Annotated in this window: 18 protein-coding genes and 3 tRNA genes; 15 read left to right on the top strand and 6 right to left on the bottom strand. The window is 66.3% G+C overall.

The genetic code is table 11. The features are described 5' to 3' along the window. The first annotated feature begins 70 nt into the window (after positions 1–70). Positions 71–146, top strand: a tRNA-Ala gene (locus AC5P66_RS07690). A 61-nt stretch (positions 147–207) separates the two neighbouring features. Here AC5P66_RS07690 and AC5P66_RS07685 read toward each other — a convergent pair. Next, positions 208–378 (bottom strand): hypothetical protein, encoded by a 171-nt coding sequence (locus AC5P66_RS07685; RefSeq protein WP_181452420.1) that lies wholly within the window; start codon positions 376–378, stop codon positions 208–210. 159 nt (positions 379–537) lie between these two features. On the opposite strand from AC5P66_RS07685, the gene AC5P66_RS07680 reads away from it, so the two are divergent. Next, positions 538–1,023 (top strand): hypothetical protein, encoded by a 486-nt coding sequence (locus AC5P66_RS07680; protein ID WP_111096527.1) that lies wholly within the window; start codon positions 538–540, stop codon positions 1,021–1,023. A 6-nt stretch (positions 1,024–1,029) separates the two neighbouring features. Here the strand turns inward: AC5P66_RS07680 and AC5P66_RS07675 are convergent, their stop codons facing one another. Next, positions 1,030–1,791, bottom strand: a complete 762-nt coding sequence (locus AC5P66_RS07675; protein WP_111096528.1) for an SDR family oxidoreductase — start codon at positions 1,789–1,791, stop codon at positions 1,030–1,032. Between the two features lie 132 nt (positions 1,792–1,923). On the opposite strand from AC5P66_RS07675, the gene AC5P66_RS07670 reads away from it, so the two are divergent. Beyond that, on the top strand, positions 1,924–2,766 hold the full coding sequence (locus AC5P66_RS07670) for a bifunctional transcriptional activator/DNA repair enzyme AdaA (RefSeq protein WP_099494815.1): 843 nt from the start codon (positions 1,924–1,926) through the stop codon (positions 2,764–2,766). A gap of 46 nt (positions 2,767–2,812) precedes the next feature. Here AC5P66_RS07670 and curA read toward each other — a convergent pair whose 3' ends face one another. Further along, positions 2,813–3,838 (bottom strand): NADPH-dependent curcumin/dihydrocurcumin reductase, encoded by a 1,026-nt coding sequence (gene curA / locus AC5P66_RS07665; protein ID WP_181452421.1) that lies wholly within the window; start codon positions 3,836–3,838, stop codon positions 2,813–2,815. A 365-nt stretch (positions 3,839–4,203) separates the two neighbouring features. Here curA and AC5P66_RS07660 point away from each other — a divergent pair. The 7 genes from AC5P66_RS07660 (at position 4,204) to dxs (ending at position 10,863) form a co-directional block, all read left to right on the top strand. After that, a tRNA-Phe gene (locus tag AC5P66_RS07660) sits at positions 4,204–4,279 on the top strand. A gap of 71 nt (positions 4,280–4,350) precedes the next feature. Next, a tRNA-Phe gene (locus AC5P66_RS07655) sits at positions 4,351–4,426 on the top strand. 160 nt (positions 4,427–4,586) lie between these two features. Further along, positions 4,587–5,138, top strand: coding sequence for a lipocalin family protein (locus tag AC5P66_RS07650; protein ID WP_099494816.1), 552 nt, complete (start codon positions 4,587–4,589; stop codon positions 5,136–5,138). A gap of 162 nt (positions 5,139–5,300) precedes the next feature. Further along, positions 5,301–5,777, top strand: coding sequence for an LEA/WHy family protein (locus AC5P66_RS07645; RefSeq protein WP_049439009.1), 477 nt, complete (start codon positions 5,301–5,303; stop codon positions 5,775–5,777). Between the two features lie 64 nt (positions 5,778–5,841). Further along, positions 5,842–7,632, top strand: coding sequence for an acyl-CoA dehydrogenase C-terminal domain-containing protein (locus AC5P66_RS07640; RefSeq protein ID WP_049416664.1), 1,791 nt, complete (start codon positions 5,842–5,844; stop codon positions 7,630–7,632). A gap of 552 nt (positions 7,633–8,184) precedes the next feature. Then, a complete protein-coding gene (locus AC5P66_RS07635) occupies positions 8,185–8,850 on the top strand; it encodes an HNH endonuclease (protein ID WP_032954353.1) in 666 nt (221 codons plus the stop codon). 105 nt (positions 8,851–8,955) lie between these two features. Further along, positions 8,956–10,863 carry a 1-deoxy-D-xylulose-5-phosphate synthase gene (gene dxs / locus AC5P66_RS07630; protein WP_495216187.1) on the top strand — a complete coding sequence of 636 codons (1,908 nt, stop codon included), beginning with the start codon at positions 8,956–8,958 and terminating at the stop codon, positions 10,861–10,863. A gap of 132 nt (positions 10,864–10,995) precedes the next feature. On the opposite strand, the gene AC5P66_RS07625 is transcribed toward dxs, so the two are convergent. The 3 genes from AC5P66_RS07625 to AC5P66_RS07615 form a co-directional block, all read right to left on the bottom strand. Then, positions 10,996–11,199, bottom strand: coding sequence for a hypothetical protein (locus tag AC5P66_RS07625; RefSeq protein ID WP_005417823.1), 204 nt, complete (start codon positions 11,197–11,199; stop codon positions 10,996–10,998). A 174-nt stretch (positions 11,200–11,373) separates the two neighbouring features. Beyond that, positions 11,374–11,931 carry a DUF3011 domain-containing protein gene (locus AC5P66_RS07620; protein WP_049413636.1) on the bottom strand — a complete coding sequence of 186 codons (558 nt, stop codon included), beginning with the start codon at positions 11,929–11,931 and terminating at the stop codon, positions 11,374–11,376. A gap of 128 nt (positions 11,932–12,059) precedes the next feature. Then, positions 12,060–12,731, bottom strand: coding sequence for a response regulator (locus AC5P66_RS07615; protein WP_049413639.1), 672 nt, complete (start codon positions 12,729–12,731; stop codon positions 12,060–12,062). Positions 12,732–12,981: 250 nt separating this feature from the next. On the opposite strand from AC5P66_RS07615, the gene AC5P66_RS07610 reads away from it, so the two are divergent. The 5 genes from AC5P66_RS07610 to AC5P66_RS07590 all read left to right on the top strand — a co-directional run bounded on the left by AC5P66_RS07610 (position 12,982) and on the right by AC5P66_RS07590 (position 15,582). Next, entirely contained in the window at positions 12,982–13,689 is a 708-nt protein-coding gene (locus AC5P66_RS07610) for a hypothetical protein (RefSeq protein WP_049413640.1), read from the top strand. Next, positions 13,686–14,237, top strand: coding sequence for a GTP-binding protein (locus AC5P66_RS07605; protein ID WP_099494818.1), 552 nt, complete (start codon positions 13,686–13,688; stop codon positions 14,235–14,237). Before AC5P66_RS07610 ends, AC5P66_RS07605 begins: the two co-directional genes overlap by 4 nt. After that, positions 14,230–14,601, top strand: coding sequence for a roadblock/LC7 domain-containing protein (locus AC5P66_RS07600; RefSeq protein WP_049413644.1), 372 nt, complete (start codon positions 14,230–14,232; stop codon positions 14,599–14,601). The genes AC5P66_RS07605 and AC5P66_RS07600 overlap by 8 nt, the downstream gene beginning before the upstream one ends. A 62-nt stretch (positions 14,602–14,663) precedes the next feature. Then, positions 14,664–15,026, top strand: a complete 363-nt coding sequence (locus AC5P66_RS07595; RefSeq protein ID WP_049413645.1) for a hypothetical protein — start codon at positions 14,664–14,666, stop codon at positions 15,024–15,026. A gap of 109 nt (positions 15,027–15,135) precedes the next feature. Next, positions 15,136–15,582 (top strand): pilin, encoded by a 447-nt coding sequence (locus AC5P66_RS07590; protein WP_049413646.1) that lies wholly within the window; start codon positions 15,136–15,138, stop codon positions 15,580–15,582. The last annotated feature ends 134 nt before the right edge of the window (positions 15,583–15,716 follow it).

The following is a 15,716-nucleotide window of genomic DNA, read 5'->3' as shown; positions in this document are numbered from 1 at the left end:
CCGTCCCTGCCCCATCCCGGCCGGGCGCTTGGCAAGCGCGGCAGGCGGCGCTACACTGAAAGCCTGCCGTGGGGCCATAGCTCAGCTGGGAGAGCGCGTCGTTCGCAATGACGAGGTCAGGAGTTCGATCCTCCTTGGCTCCACCACTCTTCAGAAGGACCCGCAGATCGCCATGATCTGCGGGTTTTTCTTTTCAGCGCCTCCGGCTCAGGCCGGCTCCTGGTCGCCATCCTTGCGTTGCGGGCCGCGCGAGTGCGCATCGCGCACCTGTTGATCGCGCTGCCCCGGCCGCTGCTTGGCCACATCGTCCTGCTTCCTGTCCTGGCGGCTTTCCTGGATACCCTGCTTCGGGTCCTGATCCCTGCTTTGCTCGCTCATCGAAAATTCCCTCGCCGGCAGCAGGCCAGCGTTGCCACCACGCTAGAGGTTTCCGGGTGAGCCGCGGGTCAGTCCCATGCCAACATCCTGTGCAGGAAGCGGCTTGCCGCCAGCGCCCCGCGCGGCCAGAATCCGGGGCACCACGCTCACCGGTGTGCCATGCCCTCCCCTGCCCAGCACGCAGCTCACGCGTTGCCGATGCTCCTCAATGCGACCGACGGCAGGATCCAGCTCGGCAACCTGCCAGCATTGATCGGCCCCACCTTGTCACTGGACGAAGCGCGCGTCGCCTTTGCCGCGCTGGTGCGAGGGGAGCGCGATGTCGGCACCGGCTATCACTGGCTCAGCCTGCACCGGCTCAGCCTGGGCGGTGCGCCCGCTGGCATCAGCCTGGGCTTCCACGGGCAACAGCTCGACAGGGTGACGATGGGCGTCGATCTGCCTGATGCGACACTGGAAGACGGCTGGCCGACCCAGGCCGCGATCGATGCCGAAGTCGCTTTCATGCGGCGCACCCTGGCCACGGCACTGGGGCGCAAACTGGCAGGTGGCCACGCTCGCTTCGGCTGGGGCGAGGCCTGGGCCCGGTTCGACCCGAAGGGATTCATGGCCAGCAGCGGCATCCGCTACGCGCCTCGCACGTGACGGCGCTCAGGTTCGGGTGATCGACACGCCGCCTTCAACGCGCATTGCGGTACCGGTAACGAAGCTGCTTTCATCGCTGGCCAGGAACAACGCCGCATTGGCGATCTCCTCCGGCTCGGCCATGCGCTTGAGCGCGTGCAGCGAGCGCACGAAATCACGCGCATCACCGGTCGGTGCCGCCTGCCGGCCCATCTCGGTATCGGTGCCCCCGGGCAGCAGCACGTTGCTGCGCACGCCGCGCGCGCCGTATTCGGCGGCAATCACCTGGCTCAGGCCGATCAGCCCGGCCTTGCTCGACGCATAGGCGGCCATGCCGGGGAAGCCCACGGTGTGGCCGACAAACGTGCCGACAAACACCAGCGAGCCGCCCCCGCGTGCCAGCAATGCCGGCAACTGCGCGCGTGCCGCGTGGAAAGCGGCATCGAGATTGGTGGCCATCACCTCGCGCCACGCATCCGCCGGGAACTCTGCTGCCGGCACGCCGGGGCCGAGCATGCCGGCATTGTTGAGCGCGATGTCCAGGCCTCCGAATGACTGCTGGGCCAGATCGACCAACGCCTGCGCCGTGCCCGGCTCGGCCACGTCGGCGGCATGCACCACGACCTCGCCGCCGCCGGCACGGATCTGCCAGGCCAGTTCCTGCAGCGGCTCCGGCCGCCGCGCATTGAGCACCAGTTTTGCCCCTTCGGCAGCAAAGCGCAGGGCGCTGGCACGACCAATGCCAGCGCTGGCACCGGTGATGAGGGCGATCTTGTTGTTCAGGCGCATGAGAGTGGTTCCGGTTGTGGAGTGGCCGCCACGATGCCGCGTCTCCGGCCCACCAACACTCCGTTTCCGGGCCTCGCGGCCAGGTGCAGGAAACGGAGTTTCCGCAGAACCGGCACGTGCCAGAATCCGCCCATGGACAGCACCGCCACCACCGCCCTCGATGCCCGCGTCGAACGGGTCTGCCGCCATCTGCAGGCCAGCCTCGACGAGCCCTCGCTGCAGGAGCTGGCCGACATCGCCGGCTGCAGCCCGACCCGGCTGCATCGCCTGTTCAAGCAGGCCACCGGGTTGACCCCGAAGCAGTACGCCGCTGCGCTGCGCGCCGATCGCCTGCGCACCGGGCTGCAACAGCAGGAACGCATCACCGACGCCTTCCACGATGCCGGCTTCGGTTCCAGTGGTCGCTTCTACGAGAACGCGCCAAAGCTGCTGGGCATGACGCCAAAGCAATGGCGTGCCGGTGGACGCGGCGAAGTCATCCACTTCGCGCTTGCCGAAAGTTCGTTGGGCAGCGTGCTGGTGGCCAGCAGCGCCACCGGCGTGGTCGCGATCCTGCTCGGCGACGATCCGGAGACGCTGCTGCAGTCGCTGCAACAGCGCTTCCGCCAGGCCGAACTGGTCGGGGCCGACAGCGGCTATGAACAACTGGTGGCACAGGTGGTGGGCCTGGTCGAGGATCCCTCGCGAGGCGCCACGCTGCCGCTGGATATCCGCGGCACGGCTTTCCAGCAACGGGTCTGGCAGGCGCTGCAGCAGATTCCGCGTGGACAGACGGCCTCGTATGCCGATATCGCCGCGCGTATCGGCGCGCCGCGATCGAGCCGCGCGGTGGCACGCGCCTGCGCAAGCAATCCGCTGGCCGTGGCGGTGCCCTGCCACCGGGTGGTGCGCCGCGACGGCGACCTGTCCGGCTATGCCTGGGGCGTGGCACGCAAGCGCGAACTGCTGCGCCGGGAAAAGGTCGCCAACGGCTGACGCGGCGCGGTACCCGGCAACCTTGGCCGGCACACCCGCCAAGCCCTCAATCCAGCTTCACCACCAGCTTGCCGAAGTTGCGCCCCTGCAGCAGGCCAAAGAAGGCTTCCGGCGCCTTCTCCAGCCCTTCCACCACGTCCTCGCGGTACTGGATGCGGCCCTCGCGCAGCCACTGCGCCATCTCGCGCTCGAAGTCCGGCCACAGGTGCTTGAAGTCGTGCACGATGAAACCGCGCACGGTCAGGCGCTGGCGCAGGATCTGGCTGAACAGCGCCGGCAGGCGGTCCGGGCCAGGCTGCGCGACGCCACGATTGTTGTAGGTGGCGATGGTGCCGCACACCGGAATGCGAGCGAAGTCGTTGAGCAATGGCAGCACCGCATCCAGTACATGGCCCCCGACGTTCTCGAAGTACACGTCGATACCCGCAGGCACCGCCGCGCGCAGCTGCTCGGCAAAACCAGCAGCGCGATGATCCAGCGCCACGTCCACGCCCAGCGTCTGCAGATAGGCACGTTTGGCCTCGCCACCGGCGATGGCCACCACCCGCGCGCCCTGCAGCTTGGCCAGCTGCGCCACGGTCGCACCGACCGGCCCCGTTGCGGCGGCCACCACCAGCGTCTCTCCCGGCTGCAGGCGGGCGATTTCATGAAGGCTGGAATAGGCGGTGAAGCCTGGCATGCCATACACCCCCAGCGCCGTACTCAACGGCAGCCCGGCGGGATCCAGGCGGCGGCCCAGCGCCTTGGCCGGCAGCACCGCGTGGGTCTGCCACCCGCCCGGCGCCAGCACCAGTTCGCCCACTGCGACACCCTCAGCCCTGGATTGCAGCACCTCGGCCACGGTCTGGCCTTCCATCACAGCCCCCACCGCCACCGGCGCGGCATAGGACGGTCCCTCATCCATGCGTCCACGCATGTACGGATCCAGTGAAAGGTAGCGATTACGCAGCAGCACCTCGCCGTCGCCCAAGGGCGGCAGCGCGGCATGCTCCAGGCGGAAATTGGCTGCAGTAGGCGCCCCCTGCGGACGCGACGCCAGCACGATGCGGGTGGTGGTCGATGAGTCGGACATGACGACGATCTCTGCTGTTGCCAGCGTCAGGAAGGGAACGCCGACACTACGCCGCAGCGTTCCCCCATGGCGGTCACGAAAACAGCGTTCCATGTCAGGTGTCGGTGCCGTCCACGCGCTGGCCCCGCCACGCCGCTTTTGTCGATCACCGTGGCCCGCTGAATTCCGCCGCAGGCGATGATCACCGCGCCGCCGCGCCCGGATGAATCGGCATCCAGCGCGCCCCCCGCCCCGCAACGGCGGATCAAGTACTTGCGCCTGCGCAGACGGCAATGTGAAGGTTTTTTGCCAAAATGCTTGCCGTAGGCGGCTGACCTCCGTAATATGCGCGTCCTTGGCAGCGACCTCGCTGCAATGAACTACGTGGCCGAGTAGCTCAGTTGGTAGAGCAGGGGATTGAAAATCCCCGTGTCGGCGGTTCGATTCCGTCCTCGGCCACCACGTTCGACAGCCTGCAGAAATGCGGGTCTTTTTTTCGGGAATCGCAGTTGATCGTGATTGCCACACAGTTTGGCCGAGTAGCTCAGTTGGTAGAGCAGGGGATTGAAAATCCCCGTGTCGGCGGTTCGATTCCGTCTTCGGCCACCATCTTTCGAGACCTGCAGAGATGCAGGTCTTTTTTTTGTCCGTGCTTCGCGCACTGCACAAGTTGCGGATGCGGCGCCTGCGCACACGCCCGGTTGACGAAACATTTACACCGGCATGCGCGGCGGCACCTACGCTCCAGACTCCTGCCTGGAGCCTAACGATGCCTCTGCGCCCCGCCCTGCTCGCCTGCCTGCTGCTGGCCGCCTTCCCGGTGATCGCCACTGAACCTGTGCGCGCGGTCGAGCGCCTGGACATCGATCGCTACGCCGGCCAGTGGCACGAGATTGCGCATCTTCCGGTCTCGTTCCAGAAGCAGTGCGTGAGCGAGATCACCGCCAACTACGGACTGCGCAGCGATGGCCGCATCAGTGTCACCAACGCCTGCCGCAACGGCGACGGTGAGCGCGTGGTCGCCGAGGGCGTGGCACGCACAGTGGCCGGCCATCCCGGCCAGTTGCAGGTGCGCTTCGCGCCGGACTGGCTGAGCTGGGTCCCGCTGGTCTGGGCCGACTACTGGGTGCTGGCGCTGGATCCGGACTATCAGTGGGCGCTGGTCGGTGAACCGGACCGGAAGTACCTGTGGATCCTCTCGCGCCTGCCGGAAATGGATCGCGCACGCTTCGAAGCGCTGAAAGAAAAAGCCGAGGCCATGGGCTACGACCTGAGCCCACTGCGCCTGATGGCTCCGCTTCGCGATACGCCCGCCGATTGAACTGCGGCGCAACCGCGGCGCCGCGCGCGCGCCATCCGGCGCCGCGCACGCCCGGCCGCCATCTTCACGCGCTACCCTCTGCGACGGGTCGCCACAGGCGATCCAAATGACCATACGCCGTAGTATGCTTATCCAAACGCACCCTCCAGAGGACTTGCGCCCATGCTCCACCGTTTCCGTATCGCCTTGATTGTCCTGTGCACCCTCGCCCTTGTTGCCTGCAACAACGGCATCGTCAAGCGTGTTTCGGAACCGGCGGCCAGCCTGCAGCAGCTGACCGTGCGTGCCGACGGCAACTGGACCGTGGCCCTGCGCCTGCAGAACTTCAGCTCGATGCCGATGACTTTCGATGACGTCTCGCTGGCGCTGACCGTCGGCGACAACGAGGCCGGCACCCTGCAGGCCAGGCCCGGCATCTCCATCGGCGGCACCTCCGCCGACGTCATCAATATCGACCTCGTGCCCAGCTCGGCCGCGCGCCTGGTGGTGGCCGATGCGCTGGCCAGCAACCGCACCCTGGCCTATGGCCTGAAGGGAACGGTGGCGGCCACCCCGCAGGAAAAGAAGCAGCGCAGCTTCGACATCAGCAGCCGCAGCACCCTCAACCAGGCCCCGGGCCTGCCGGGCGTGCTGCGCTGAACCCGCCTTTCGTGGCGGCGCCCGGCGCCGCTCTCCCCCGCCCTGATCAAATCGAGACGTACCGATGAGCAGCTACACCGCCCCGCTTTCCGACCTTCGTTTCGCCCTGCACGACGTGCTCAAGGTCGAACCCCTGTTCGCCCGGCTGGGCTTCACCGACGCCACCGCCGACGTGGTCGATGCCGTGCTGGAAGAAGCCGGCCGCTTCAGCGCCACCGTGCTGGCCCCGCTCAACAGCGTCGGCGACGAGATCGGCTGCGTGCTCGACCAGGCCACCGGTGAAGTGACCACCCCGCCCGGCTTCAAGCAAGCCTACGACCAGTTCGTCGATGGCGGCTGGACCGGCCTGACCGCCTCGCCGGAGCTGGGCGGCCAGGGCCTGCCGCACACCCTGGGCGTGCCGCTGAACGAAATGATCAACGCCGCCAACCTGGCGTGGGGCAACTTCCCGCTGCTGTCGCACGGCGCCATCGAAGCGCTGAAGCAGCACGGCGAGGCCTGGCAGCACGAGGCTTTCCTCAAGCCGCTGATCGAGGGCCGCTGGACCGGCACCATGTGCCTGACCGAACCGCACTGCGGTACCGACCTCGGCCTGCTCAAGACCAAGGCCGAGCCGAACGCCGATGGGAGCTATTCGATCACCGGCACCAAGATCTTCATCACCGCCGGCGAGCATGACCTGACCGAGAACATCGTGCACCTGGTGCTGGCCAAGCTGCCCGACGCTCCCCCGGGTGCCAAGGGCATCTCGCTGTTCGTCACCCCGAAGTTCAAGGTCGACCGCGACGGCAACGTCGGCGAGCGCAACGCACTGCGCTGCGGCTCGATCGAGCACAAGATGGGCATCAAGGGTTCGGTCACCTGCGTGATGAACTTCGATGGCGCGCAGGGCTACCTGGTCGGCCAGCCGCACAAGGGCCTGCAGGCGATGTTCACCATGATGAACACCGCGCGCCTGGGGGTCGGCCTGCAGGGCATCGGCCTGTCCGAGCGCGCCTACCAGAACGCGCTGAAGTACAGCCGTGAGCGCCTGCAGTCGCGTGCCCTCAGCGGCGCCAGGTTCCCTGACAAGCCGGCCGACCCGATCCTGGTCCACCCGGATGTGCGCCGCATGCTGCTGACGGTGAAGTCGCTGGTCGAAGGCAGCCGCCTGCTGGCGCTGCACGCCGCAACCCTGATCGACGTCGCCCACCATGCCGAAGATGCGGCCGAGCGCGAGCGCGCCGACACCCTGGTGAGCTTCCTGACCCCGATCTCCAAGGCCTGCCAGACCGAATGGGGCATCGAGAACACCTACAACGCCCTGCAGTGCTTCGGTGGCCACGGCTACATCCGCGAGCACGGCATGGAGCAGCTGGCCCGCGATGCCCGCATCACCACGCTGTATGAAGGCACCACCGGCATCCAGGCGCTGGACCTGATCGGCCGCAAGACCGCGTCCAGCCAGGGCGCCGGCCTGAAGCTGATGCTGGCCGAGATCGAAGCCTTCGCCAAGGAACACGAGGGCAACGAAGCGCTGGCCGAGTTCATTGGCCCGCTGCGCGCCAAGGCCGCCGAATGGGGCAAGCTGACGATGGACGTGCTGCAGCGCGCGGCCGGCAATCCGGACGAACTGGGCGCAGCCAGCTACGACTACCTGTTCTATTCGGGCTACGTGGTGCTGGCCTACTGGTGGGCCCGCAGCGTCGCCGCCGCCGACGCCAGCGCACACGGCGCCGCTTTCGCCCAGGGCAAGCGCGAAACCGCGCGGTTCTACTTCGCCCGCGTGCTGCCGCGCACGCTCAGCCACGCCGCCGCGATCCAGTCCGGCGCCGCCCCGCTGATGGCGATGGACGACGAGCGCTTCGGCGCCTGAGCCGGGCTGCCGCCCGGCACCGGTAGTGCCGGCCGCTGGCCGGCAACCGCAAAAGCAACAGCTGCATCCCGGTGGATGGCGGGGCGGTGTGGGTTGGCAGGACACGCCGTAAACCCCGCTCCGCGGTCCGGCCCAGCCGCTGGCGGCTGTGCGTTCGGGCGCTTGCGAAGCAGTGCTTCGCAAGCAAAGCACCCTCACCCTTGGGGGCTCGAGGGCGCCTTGCTCGTGTGCGCTGTCCTGCGCACACGGCAAGACCGGGGTTGGGGCGTCCTGCCCAACCCGCCCGAGGCATGCCTCGGGCCCATGGCGCCAACGGTCCTGCCAACCCACACCGCCCCGCCTCTGACAGTTCCCCGCGATCTGCGTAGATCCACGCCACGCGTGGATGAGAACCACCGGAATCCATCTGGAGAAGAGCCCCCCTTTGTTAAGGGGGGCGCACCGACAGGTGCGGGGGATAGGAGGAATGCGCGGACCTGAATGTTGACGATTTGTGTATCGCCCGTCGGCGATACACAAATCGTCAACATTCAGGTATAAGCTGTTCTCCCGATGGAGACAGACACTACACGCTTGGGTCTGATCGAAGCCGGAGCTCCGTTTTCTGCTCCGGGCGCCGAAGCATCGCCCAACGCCACGACGCTGCATCGCCCCGGTTCGGTCCGGCTGCTCTCGCTTGATGCCCACGGACGCGTACTGGACTGGATCACCTGGCAGGATGCGGCCTGCCTCTACGCCCGCGAGGCAGTGGCCTGGACGCTCGGCGATCCCTGCCTGCACATCCACGGTGGCACCAACCGCTTCAGCGGCCTGCAGAGCGGCATGGACCTGCACCCGATCATCGCCGCCCGCGGCCACGCCCGCTCCCGCGCGATCGACCCGACGCCGAACCTGACCAACCAGGCCCTGTTCGCCCGCGACGCCCATCTGTGCATGTACTGCGGCCAGCAGTTCACCCGTCCCACGCTCACCCGCGACCATGTCATGCCGCTGTCCAAAGGTGGCCTGGACTGCTGGGAAAACGTGGTCACCGCCTGCTTCCACTGCAATTCGCGCAAGAGCGACCGCACCCCGCAGCAGGCCGGCATGCCCCTGCTGGCAGTGCCCTACCGGCCCAGCTGGATCGAGCACCTGATCCTGTCCAACCGCAACATCCTGGCCGACCAGATGGCCTTCCTGAAGGCGCAGTTGCCCAAGCGCTCGAAACTGAGCACCTGAACGCCCGAAAATGCAACCCTCACCGTCCTGTCACGGACGGCGGCGTTTGCTTGCCCCACCCCCGTTTGAGGGCGAAAATGGGCGTTCAGAAAAAGTGCGAACATGATGATCGACTCTGCCCGCTATCCCCGCCTCGCGCGCATCCAGACACCGGATGACCTGCGCACGTTCGACGAATCCGAATTGAGGGCGGTCGCCGACGAACTGCGCGCCTACCTCATTGAATCGGTGGGCAAGAGCGGAGGTCACTTCGCAGCCGGCCTGGGCGTTATCGAGCTCACCGTGGCCCTGCACTACCTGTACCAGACCCCGGTCGACCAGCTGGTGTGGGACGTCGGCCATCAGACCTACCCGCACAAGATCCTGACCGGCCGCCGCGACGAGATCCATACCGTCAAGCAGAAGGACGGTGTCGCGCCGTTCCCGAAGCGCGAGGAAAGCAAGTACGACACCTTCGGCGTCGGCCACTCCTCCACCTCGATCTCGGCCGCGCTCGGCATGGCCATCGCCCGCCAGTCCGAAGGCGACGACCGCAAGGTCGTGGCAGTGATCGGTGACGGCGCGATGACCGCCGGCATGGCGTTCGAGGCGCTGATGCACGCTGGTGGCATGGAGCCGGAGCCGAACCTGCTGGTGATCCTCAACGACAACAACATGTCGATCTCCGAGGCCGTGGGCGGCCTGACCAAGATGCTGGGCCGAGCGACCGGCAGCCGCACGCTCAACGCGCTGCGCGAAGGTGGCAAGAAGATCCTCGGTGACAAGAAGAACAACCCGGCGCGTTTCGTGAAGCGCTGGGAAGAACACTGGAAGGGCATGTTCGTGCCCTCCACGATGTTCGAGGAAATGGGCTTCCACTACACCGGCCCGATCGACGGCCACGACATGCCGGCCCTGTTGTCCACCCTGAAGACGCTGCGCGCCTCCAAGGGCCCGAAGCTGCTGCATGTGATGACCACCAAGGGCAAGGGTTACGAGCCGGCCGAAGGCGACCAGATCGGTTACCACGCCGTGGGCCCGTTCGATCCGGACAAGGGCCTGGTGGCCAAGGCCGGGGCCAAGAAGCCGACCTATACCGATGTATTCAGCGACTGGCTGTGCGATGCCGCCGCCGCCGAGCCGCGCCTCTACGGCATCACGCCGGCGATGCGCGAAGGCTCCGGCCTGGTGCGCTTCAGCAAGGAATACCCGCAGCGCTATTTCGACGTGGCGATTGCCGAACAGCATGCGGTCACCCTCGCCGCCGGCATGGCCACCCAGGGTGGCAAGCCGGTGGTGGCGATCTACTCGACCTTCCTGCAGCGCGCGTACGACCAGCTGGTACATGACGTGGCCATCCAGGATCTGGACGTGCTGTTTGCGATCGACCGCGCTGGCGTGGTCGGTCCGGACGGCGCGACCCACGCCGGCAACCTCGACCTCAGCTTCCTGCGCTGCGTGCCGAACATGGTGGTGATGGCACCATCCAATGAAGCCGAGTGCCGGCAGATGCTCAGCACCGGCCTGCAGCACCCGGGACCGGCTGCCGTGCGCTACCCGCGCGGTACGGGTACCGGCGTTGCGGCCGGCACCGACCTGTCGACCCTGCCGATCGGCAAGGGCGAGCTGCGCCTGCAGGGCAACCGCATCGCCCTGCTTGCCTTCGGCAGCACCGTGCCCGCCGCCGAGCAGGTCGGCCGCGAACTGGGCCTGAGCGTGGTCAACATGCGCTTCATCAAGCCACTGGATCGCGAGCTGGTTCTGACCATGGCCGCCCAGCACGAGGGCCTGGTCACGATCGAAGACAACGTCGTGGCCGGTGGTGCCGGTTCCGGCGTCGGTGAACTGCTCAATGCCGAAGGCGTGCTGCGTCCGATCCTGCACCTGGGCCTGCCCGACAGCTACCAGCACCACGCCAGCCGCGAGGACCTGCTGGCCGAAGCCGGTATCGATGCGGCCGGCATCCGCGCCGCCGTACTCAAGCGTTGGCCCCAGCTGGCCGCAGGCAGCCCGCCGCTGAGTGCAGCGGGCTGAGGCCGTTCGGGAATCCACGCATCACGGGAAGGTGCAGCCGAAGGCTCGCACCTTCCACGGTGGAAGCAGGTGGTTCCACGCCATGCGTGGATGGCGGAAACCCGCAGGCCTGCCCCGGCAGGCGCCCCACGCTCAACCGTAACTGACCGCTTCCACGAACGCCCCGCTGGCCTCCACGCGCACGGCCGCGCGCTGCCCGGTGTCGACGAAGTGCAGGCGGGCCAGGGTCTCGGCAAAGTCATAGGCTCGTGCGCCGTCACGGAACTCGATCGGCTCCGGCCTATCCGGGTGCAGCACGCGCCACTGGCGCTGTTCGCATTGCAGGCGGATCAACATGCAGCTCACTCCTTGAGGCAGCGTATCGACGGCGGCGCGATGCTGATGCCGGCTACGGCAATCGACATCACCGGGAATCAGGGCACGCAAGGCGCCCTGCTCACAGACGATACGGCGTTCAAAATGTGAGCTGTATCAGATTATTCTGATTTTCACGGGTTGAACCCGTAAAGCTCAGTTCACCTGGAACTGCGCCCTGCAGCCATCGCTCACCCAGATGCCGCGGCGATCCCAGCCCCAGCTCTGGCCTTCGATGCAGGCACTGCGCGAGTCCTGGCGGATCAGGCGCACGCCCCGGCGGATGCGGGCATCGCAGTACTCCTGCCGGTGGCCATTGGAATGGCAGGTGACCACATCGCCACCACCCCATCCACTGCCGTTGCCCCAGCCGCCGCCATTGCCGCCCCAGCCGCCGCCGCGCCGGTACTCGCCCACGAACTCGGCACGGCACCCCTGTGTGACCCAGACGCCGTTGCGCGACTGGCCCCAGGTCTCGCCTTCCACACAAGGCGAACCGGACAATTGGCGGATCAACCGCGCGCGGCCATCCAGGCGGCACTCATTGCTGCGGTTCTTGACCGACTCGCAGCGCACGATGCCACTGCCATCGCGGCCGCCATAGCGGTCGTCGTCGTAGCCGTAGCCATAGCTCTGCGCCTGGGCGCCGCCGGCGGCCGCCAGCATCGGCAACAGGGTGCAGGCCAGGGTGCGCCAAGTGAGTGCCTTGCCCATCGAGATCTCCAGATGAATACGATGGCGCAAGCATCCGGGATTCACGGCCCGGCGCACAGAGGGAGGCGCGATGGCAGTTGTTCCCCCATTCAAACAACTCAACCGGACCTGACTGGACCGCCGTGAACTCATGGGCCCCCGTTTGCTGCCCCACTGGCCATGCCACCGGCATTGCCCAGGCGTTCCTCGAACGCATAGGCGAACAGCTCGGCATCATTGCTGATGCCCAGTTTCCTCATCGCCGAAATGCGTTGCCGGCTGATGGTACTGACGGTGCGCCGCAGCTTCCCGGCGATCTCTGTGATCGAAGGTCCCGACACATACAGCCGCAGAACCTCCAGCTCCTTGGGCGACAACACCGAAAGCGATCGCTCACGCCCACCCTCCTGCAGGCAGTGCGCCAACTGGGGGTCCAGGTAGATCCCCCCGCTCAACACGGTATCGACCGCCTTGCGGGTGCCATCCACGCAACTGCACTTCCACACCAGTCCGCGCACACCGGTACGCATTGCCATGTTCAAGGTGGTGGCGTTGGTGACCATCGTGACCAGGATCACCGGCACCTTGGGGTAATTGCGACTCAGCGCCTGCAGCATCGCCTGGCCGTCCGAGCGGCCGACATCCGGCATCGAAAAATCAGTCACCACCAGATCCACCGGCTCTTCAGCCAGGATGGCCAGCAGGCTTTCCGCACATCGCGCCTCCGCCACCACGCGATGCTGCCCACCGGCCTCGATCACGATGCGCGTGCCAAGCAAGACCAGTGGATGATCATCCGCAATGGCAATTCGAGTGAGCATGCTGATTACCCGTCAATAGTCACGCCGCAGTGCGCAGTGGAGACGCTAGTAATCATTCCAGGTTACGTCAACTTAATAATCACTCACTGCAATTGATGTCATTGCAGCAGTAACTTCCGGCCAATTCCATTAATTGCAGAGAGCATCAAAAATACGAATGACACAGCAGTTTTCCCAATAGTTTCATTCCAGAAAGCCAGCGGGGCCGCTTACAAAGTCACCTCCGATCACTCGCCGCACTGGACACCCCATGGTCCGATTCCGTCGTCAATCGTTTGAGGATCTGCAAGAGCCCTTTGAAGCAGAGCCACTGGCGCCGGCCGCATTGCCAACTGCCGCATTGCCGTTCGTACAGCAGTTGCGACTGCATCTGGCGAGCGACAGCACGCCGTCGCGGCGGCCGGCCCATGCCGCGATCATTCACGACGGGGCCACCGTGTGCTGGCTGGACGCCAGGAACGACCGGATGATGACCACCGCACCCGCGCCGATCACGCTGACACTGCTGCAGAGGCTACTGGGCGACGCAGACCCTCGACTGAGCCTAGTGCCGGTGACACAGGAGGTCTTCGTGCAGCGTGCGACGGTGTGCAGCAATGTTCCGCTGCGCCTGACGCTGTGGAACGTTGCCCTGGTCACGGACGGGCCCGGCGCGCCGATCCCGCCCCTGCACGACTGCACGAAGTTGCGCCTGCGGCGTTGGCCAGACTTCCGCATCCTGGCCCATCGTCCCGATCACTTCCGACTGTGCGCGCTGCTGATCAAGCAGGGCGCGTCCGTGCGCGCATGCTGCGACATCCTGGATCTGCCACGCCAAACCGTGCAGTCGTTCTTCAACGCAGCGTTCCTCACCGCCTATGCCTTTCCCGTCGTGGGCGAGGACGCACCTGTGCGCCCCTCGCCCGCCGACGGCCTCGTCAATCTGTGGCGACAACTTCGCATCCGCTGGAGTGCATGACCGTGCGTGAGCACAAGATCGTAGTGATGGGCCCACTCGGCGCGGGCAAGTCCACCCTCGTGCAGACATTGACCCAAGGCACGGCGGTGGTGACGGAAGCCCGCAATACCGACCCTTCCGTGGGCAAGCAATACACCACCGTGGCCATGGACTATGGCGACATCGACCTGCCAGGCGGCGACCGCCTGCGCCTGTACGGATCGCCGGGGCAGGAACGTTTCTCCTACATCTGGCCGATCCTGCTGGCCGGTGCAGAAGGTGCCATCGTTCTGATCGATGGCAGCGCCAGCGTGGGCGCCACGCTGGCCGGGCGGCATCTGCGAGCTATCGCCGAAAGCGCACCGGGGCTGCCCGTCGTCATCGGCCTCACCCGATGCGGCAGCACCGATGATCCGGTACAGCCGCACTGGCAGGACTGGTTGCAGGACCATGCGCCACACCTGCCGGCATTGCCGCTGGACCCACGCGACATGGCGCAGGCCATCATGGCGATGGACCTGCTGATGAGTCAGATCGAATGCAATGCCACGGCGGCCGCCCATGAATGACATCGACCGCACATCGGCACTCGACGCGCTGGTACACGATGTCACCGGCATCCAGGCGCTCGTCGTTGCCAGCACTGATGGTTTCGCACTGGCCCAGGCCGGCCCGAAGGGCCATGTCGCCGATCGCCTGGCCGCGATGACCAGCTCGATGCTCGGCCTGGCCAGTGCGCTGGGCCGCGAACTGCATTTTGGTGAACTCGACACACTCATCCTCGATGCCGCCAACGGCAAGGTTTTGATGCTTGCCATTCCCGGAACACAGCCCCGCCTATTGATGACCGCATGCGACCACAGCTGTGTCATCGGCAACGTGCTGTGGCATGCCAAGCAGTGCGTACGGGCCCTGACCGACAACCCGAACTGATGCATGCCCTCTCACTGATCAGACGGCTCTTCAACTCCTCACACCCGCAACGGACCACTGAAATGAACATCGCCATCAACAAATGCCTGGACACGCTCATGCAGATCAACGGCGCGCAAGCCGTTGCCCTGGTCGACTACGAAAGCGGCATGCTGCTGGGTGAAGCCGGCTCAGGCGTGGACATGGAACTGGCGGCCGCGGGAAACACCGAGGTGCTGCGCGCCAAGATGAAAGCGGCTGAAGCGCTGAAGCTCAACGACAGCATCGAGGACGTGCTGATCACTCTGGGTCGCGCGTACCACGTGCTGCGCCCGGTGTCGGCCAAGAAGGGCCTGTTCTTCTATGTGGTACTGGATCGGCAGAAGGCCAATCTAGCTCTCGCCCGGCGCATGGTGCTGGACGTGGAAAGCTCGCTGGCGCTGTAGCGCACGACAACGATAGCCAGGGGATGCGAGTGCCGGGGCTGCTCTGGGGAGAGCGGCCCCGGCCTGTGGTTGCACCGCGCGCCCTTCTCGACAACGGGAGCCGCCCTCCATGCGCCCTCGATCAACCACACAGGCGGCACCTCGCCGACGCCACTACCGGCCCTGGGCGTCGGTCTGCATCGTCGCCGGACTGACAGCCGTCTACGCGCTACTGTTGTGTGCGCCCTCGGCAGATGACGCTACCGGCCGCACCCGGCCGCGCGACGCGGCCAGCGTGCTGGGCGGCGCCATCGCCGCCGTGGAAAGCAGTTACGCCGAAGGTGATCTCACCGTGACCGACCAGCACCTGGGCCTGCCTGCCAGCGCCGCGCATTGCGCGCACCTGCGCGCCTCGCTCCCCGACACCGGCCGCGCAGTGCTGACCTGTGACCTGCGCCAGGACGGCCGCCTGCAATGGTGGCGAACCCCTGCCGGAGAATGGCGATGCAATGCGGGCATGGCCGATGTGCAGGCAGTGCCTGTGCCATGCCCAACGCAATTGCGGCGCACTTTCTGATTATTCGCAAAACAGTCGCGCCGCCATTCAACACGTTCGACTTTACCAGTTCTTGAATATACCCACTGCCGTGCACGTGATTTCCTATGACTGCGCCACGAATGCTTGTTTCGGGGCCAGACCAACGAAACCAC

The organism is Stenotrophomonas sp. YJH_SMC_122, assembly GCF_059369535.1.
Note: the sequence above shows the minus strand (reverse complement) of the source record. Positions and strands in the feature narration are given on the sequence as shown.

Coding starts and splice junctions, on each gene's coding strand:
- curA (WP_181452421.1), bottom strand. CDS start 3,838: ATGTCCGACTCATCGACCACCACCCGCATCGTGCTGGCGTCGCGTCCG.
- AC5P66_RS07650 (WP_099494816.1), top strand. CDS start 4,587: ATGCCTCTGCGCCCCGCCCTGCTCGCCTGCCTGCTGCTGGCCGCCTTC.
- AC5P66_RS07600 (WP_049413644.1), top strand. CDS start 14,230: ATGAATGACATCGACCGCACATCGGCACTCGACGCGCTGGTACACGAT.
- AC5P66_RS07605 (WP_099494818.1), top strand. CDS start 13,686: ATGACCGTGCGTGAGCACAAGATCGTAGTGATGGGCCCACTCGGCGCG.
- AC5P66_RS07645 (WP_049439009.1), top strand. CDS start 5,301: ATGCTCCACCGTTTCCGTATCGCCTTGATTGTCCTGTGCACCCTCGCC.
- AC5P66_RS07610 (WP_049413640.1), top strand. CDS start 12,982: ATGGTCCGATTCCGTCGTCAATCGTTTGAGGATCTGCAAGAGCCCTTT.
- AC5P66_RS07640 (WP_049416664.1), top strand. CDS start 5,842: ATGAGCAGCTACACCGCCCCGCTTTCCGACCTTCGTTTCGCCCTGCAC.
- AC5P66_RS07670 (WP_099494815.1), top strand. CDS start 1,924: ATGGACAGCACCGCCACCACCGCCCTCGATGCCCGCGTCGAACGGGTC.
- AC5P66_RS07635 (WP_032954353.1), top strand. CDS start 8,185: ATGGAGACAGACACTACACGCTTGGGTCTGATCGAAGCCGGAGCTCCG.
- AC5P66_RS07675 (WP_111096528.1), bottom strand. CDS start 1,791: ATGCGCCTGAACAACAAGATCGCCCTCATCACCGGTGCCAGCGCTGGC.
- AC5P66_RS07615 (WP_049413639.1), bottom strand. CDS start 12,731: ATGCTCACTCGAATTGCCATTGCGGATGATCATCCACTGGTCTTGCTT.
- AC5P66_RS07590 (WP_049413646.1), top strand. CDS start 15,136: ATGCGCCCTCGATCAACCACACAGGCGGCACCTCGCCGACGCCACTAC.
- AC5P66_RS07620 (WP_049413636.1), bottom strand. CDS start 11,931: ATGGGCAAGGCACTCACTTGGCGCACCCTGGCCTGCACCCTGTTGCCG.
- dxs (WP_495216187.1), top strand. CDS start 8,956: ATGATCGACTCTGCCCGCTATCCCCGCCTCGCGCGCATCCAGACACCG.
- AC5P66_RS07685 (WP_181452420.1), bottom strand. CDS start 378: ATGAGCGAGCAAAGCAGGGATCAGGACCCGAAGCAGGGTATCCAGGAA.
- AC5P66_RS07595 (WP_049413645.1), top strand. CDS start 14,664: ATGAACATCGCCATCAACAAATGCCTGGACACGCTCATGCAGATCAAC.
- AC5P66_RS07625 (WP_005417823.1), bottom strand. CDS start 11,199: ATGTTGATCCGCCTGCAATGCGAACAGCGCCAGTGGCGCGTGCTGCAC.
- AC5P66_RS07680 (WP_111096527.1), top strand. CDS start 538: ATGCCCTCCCCTGCCCAGCACGCAGCTCACGCGTTGCCGATGCTCCTC.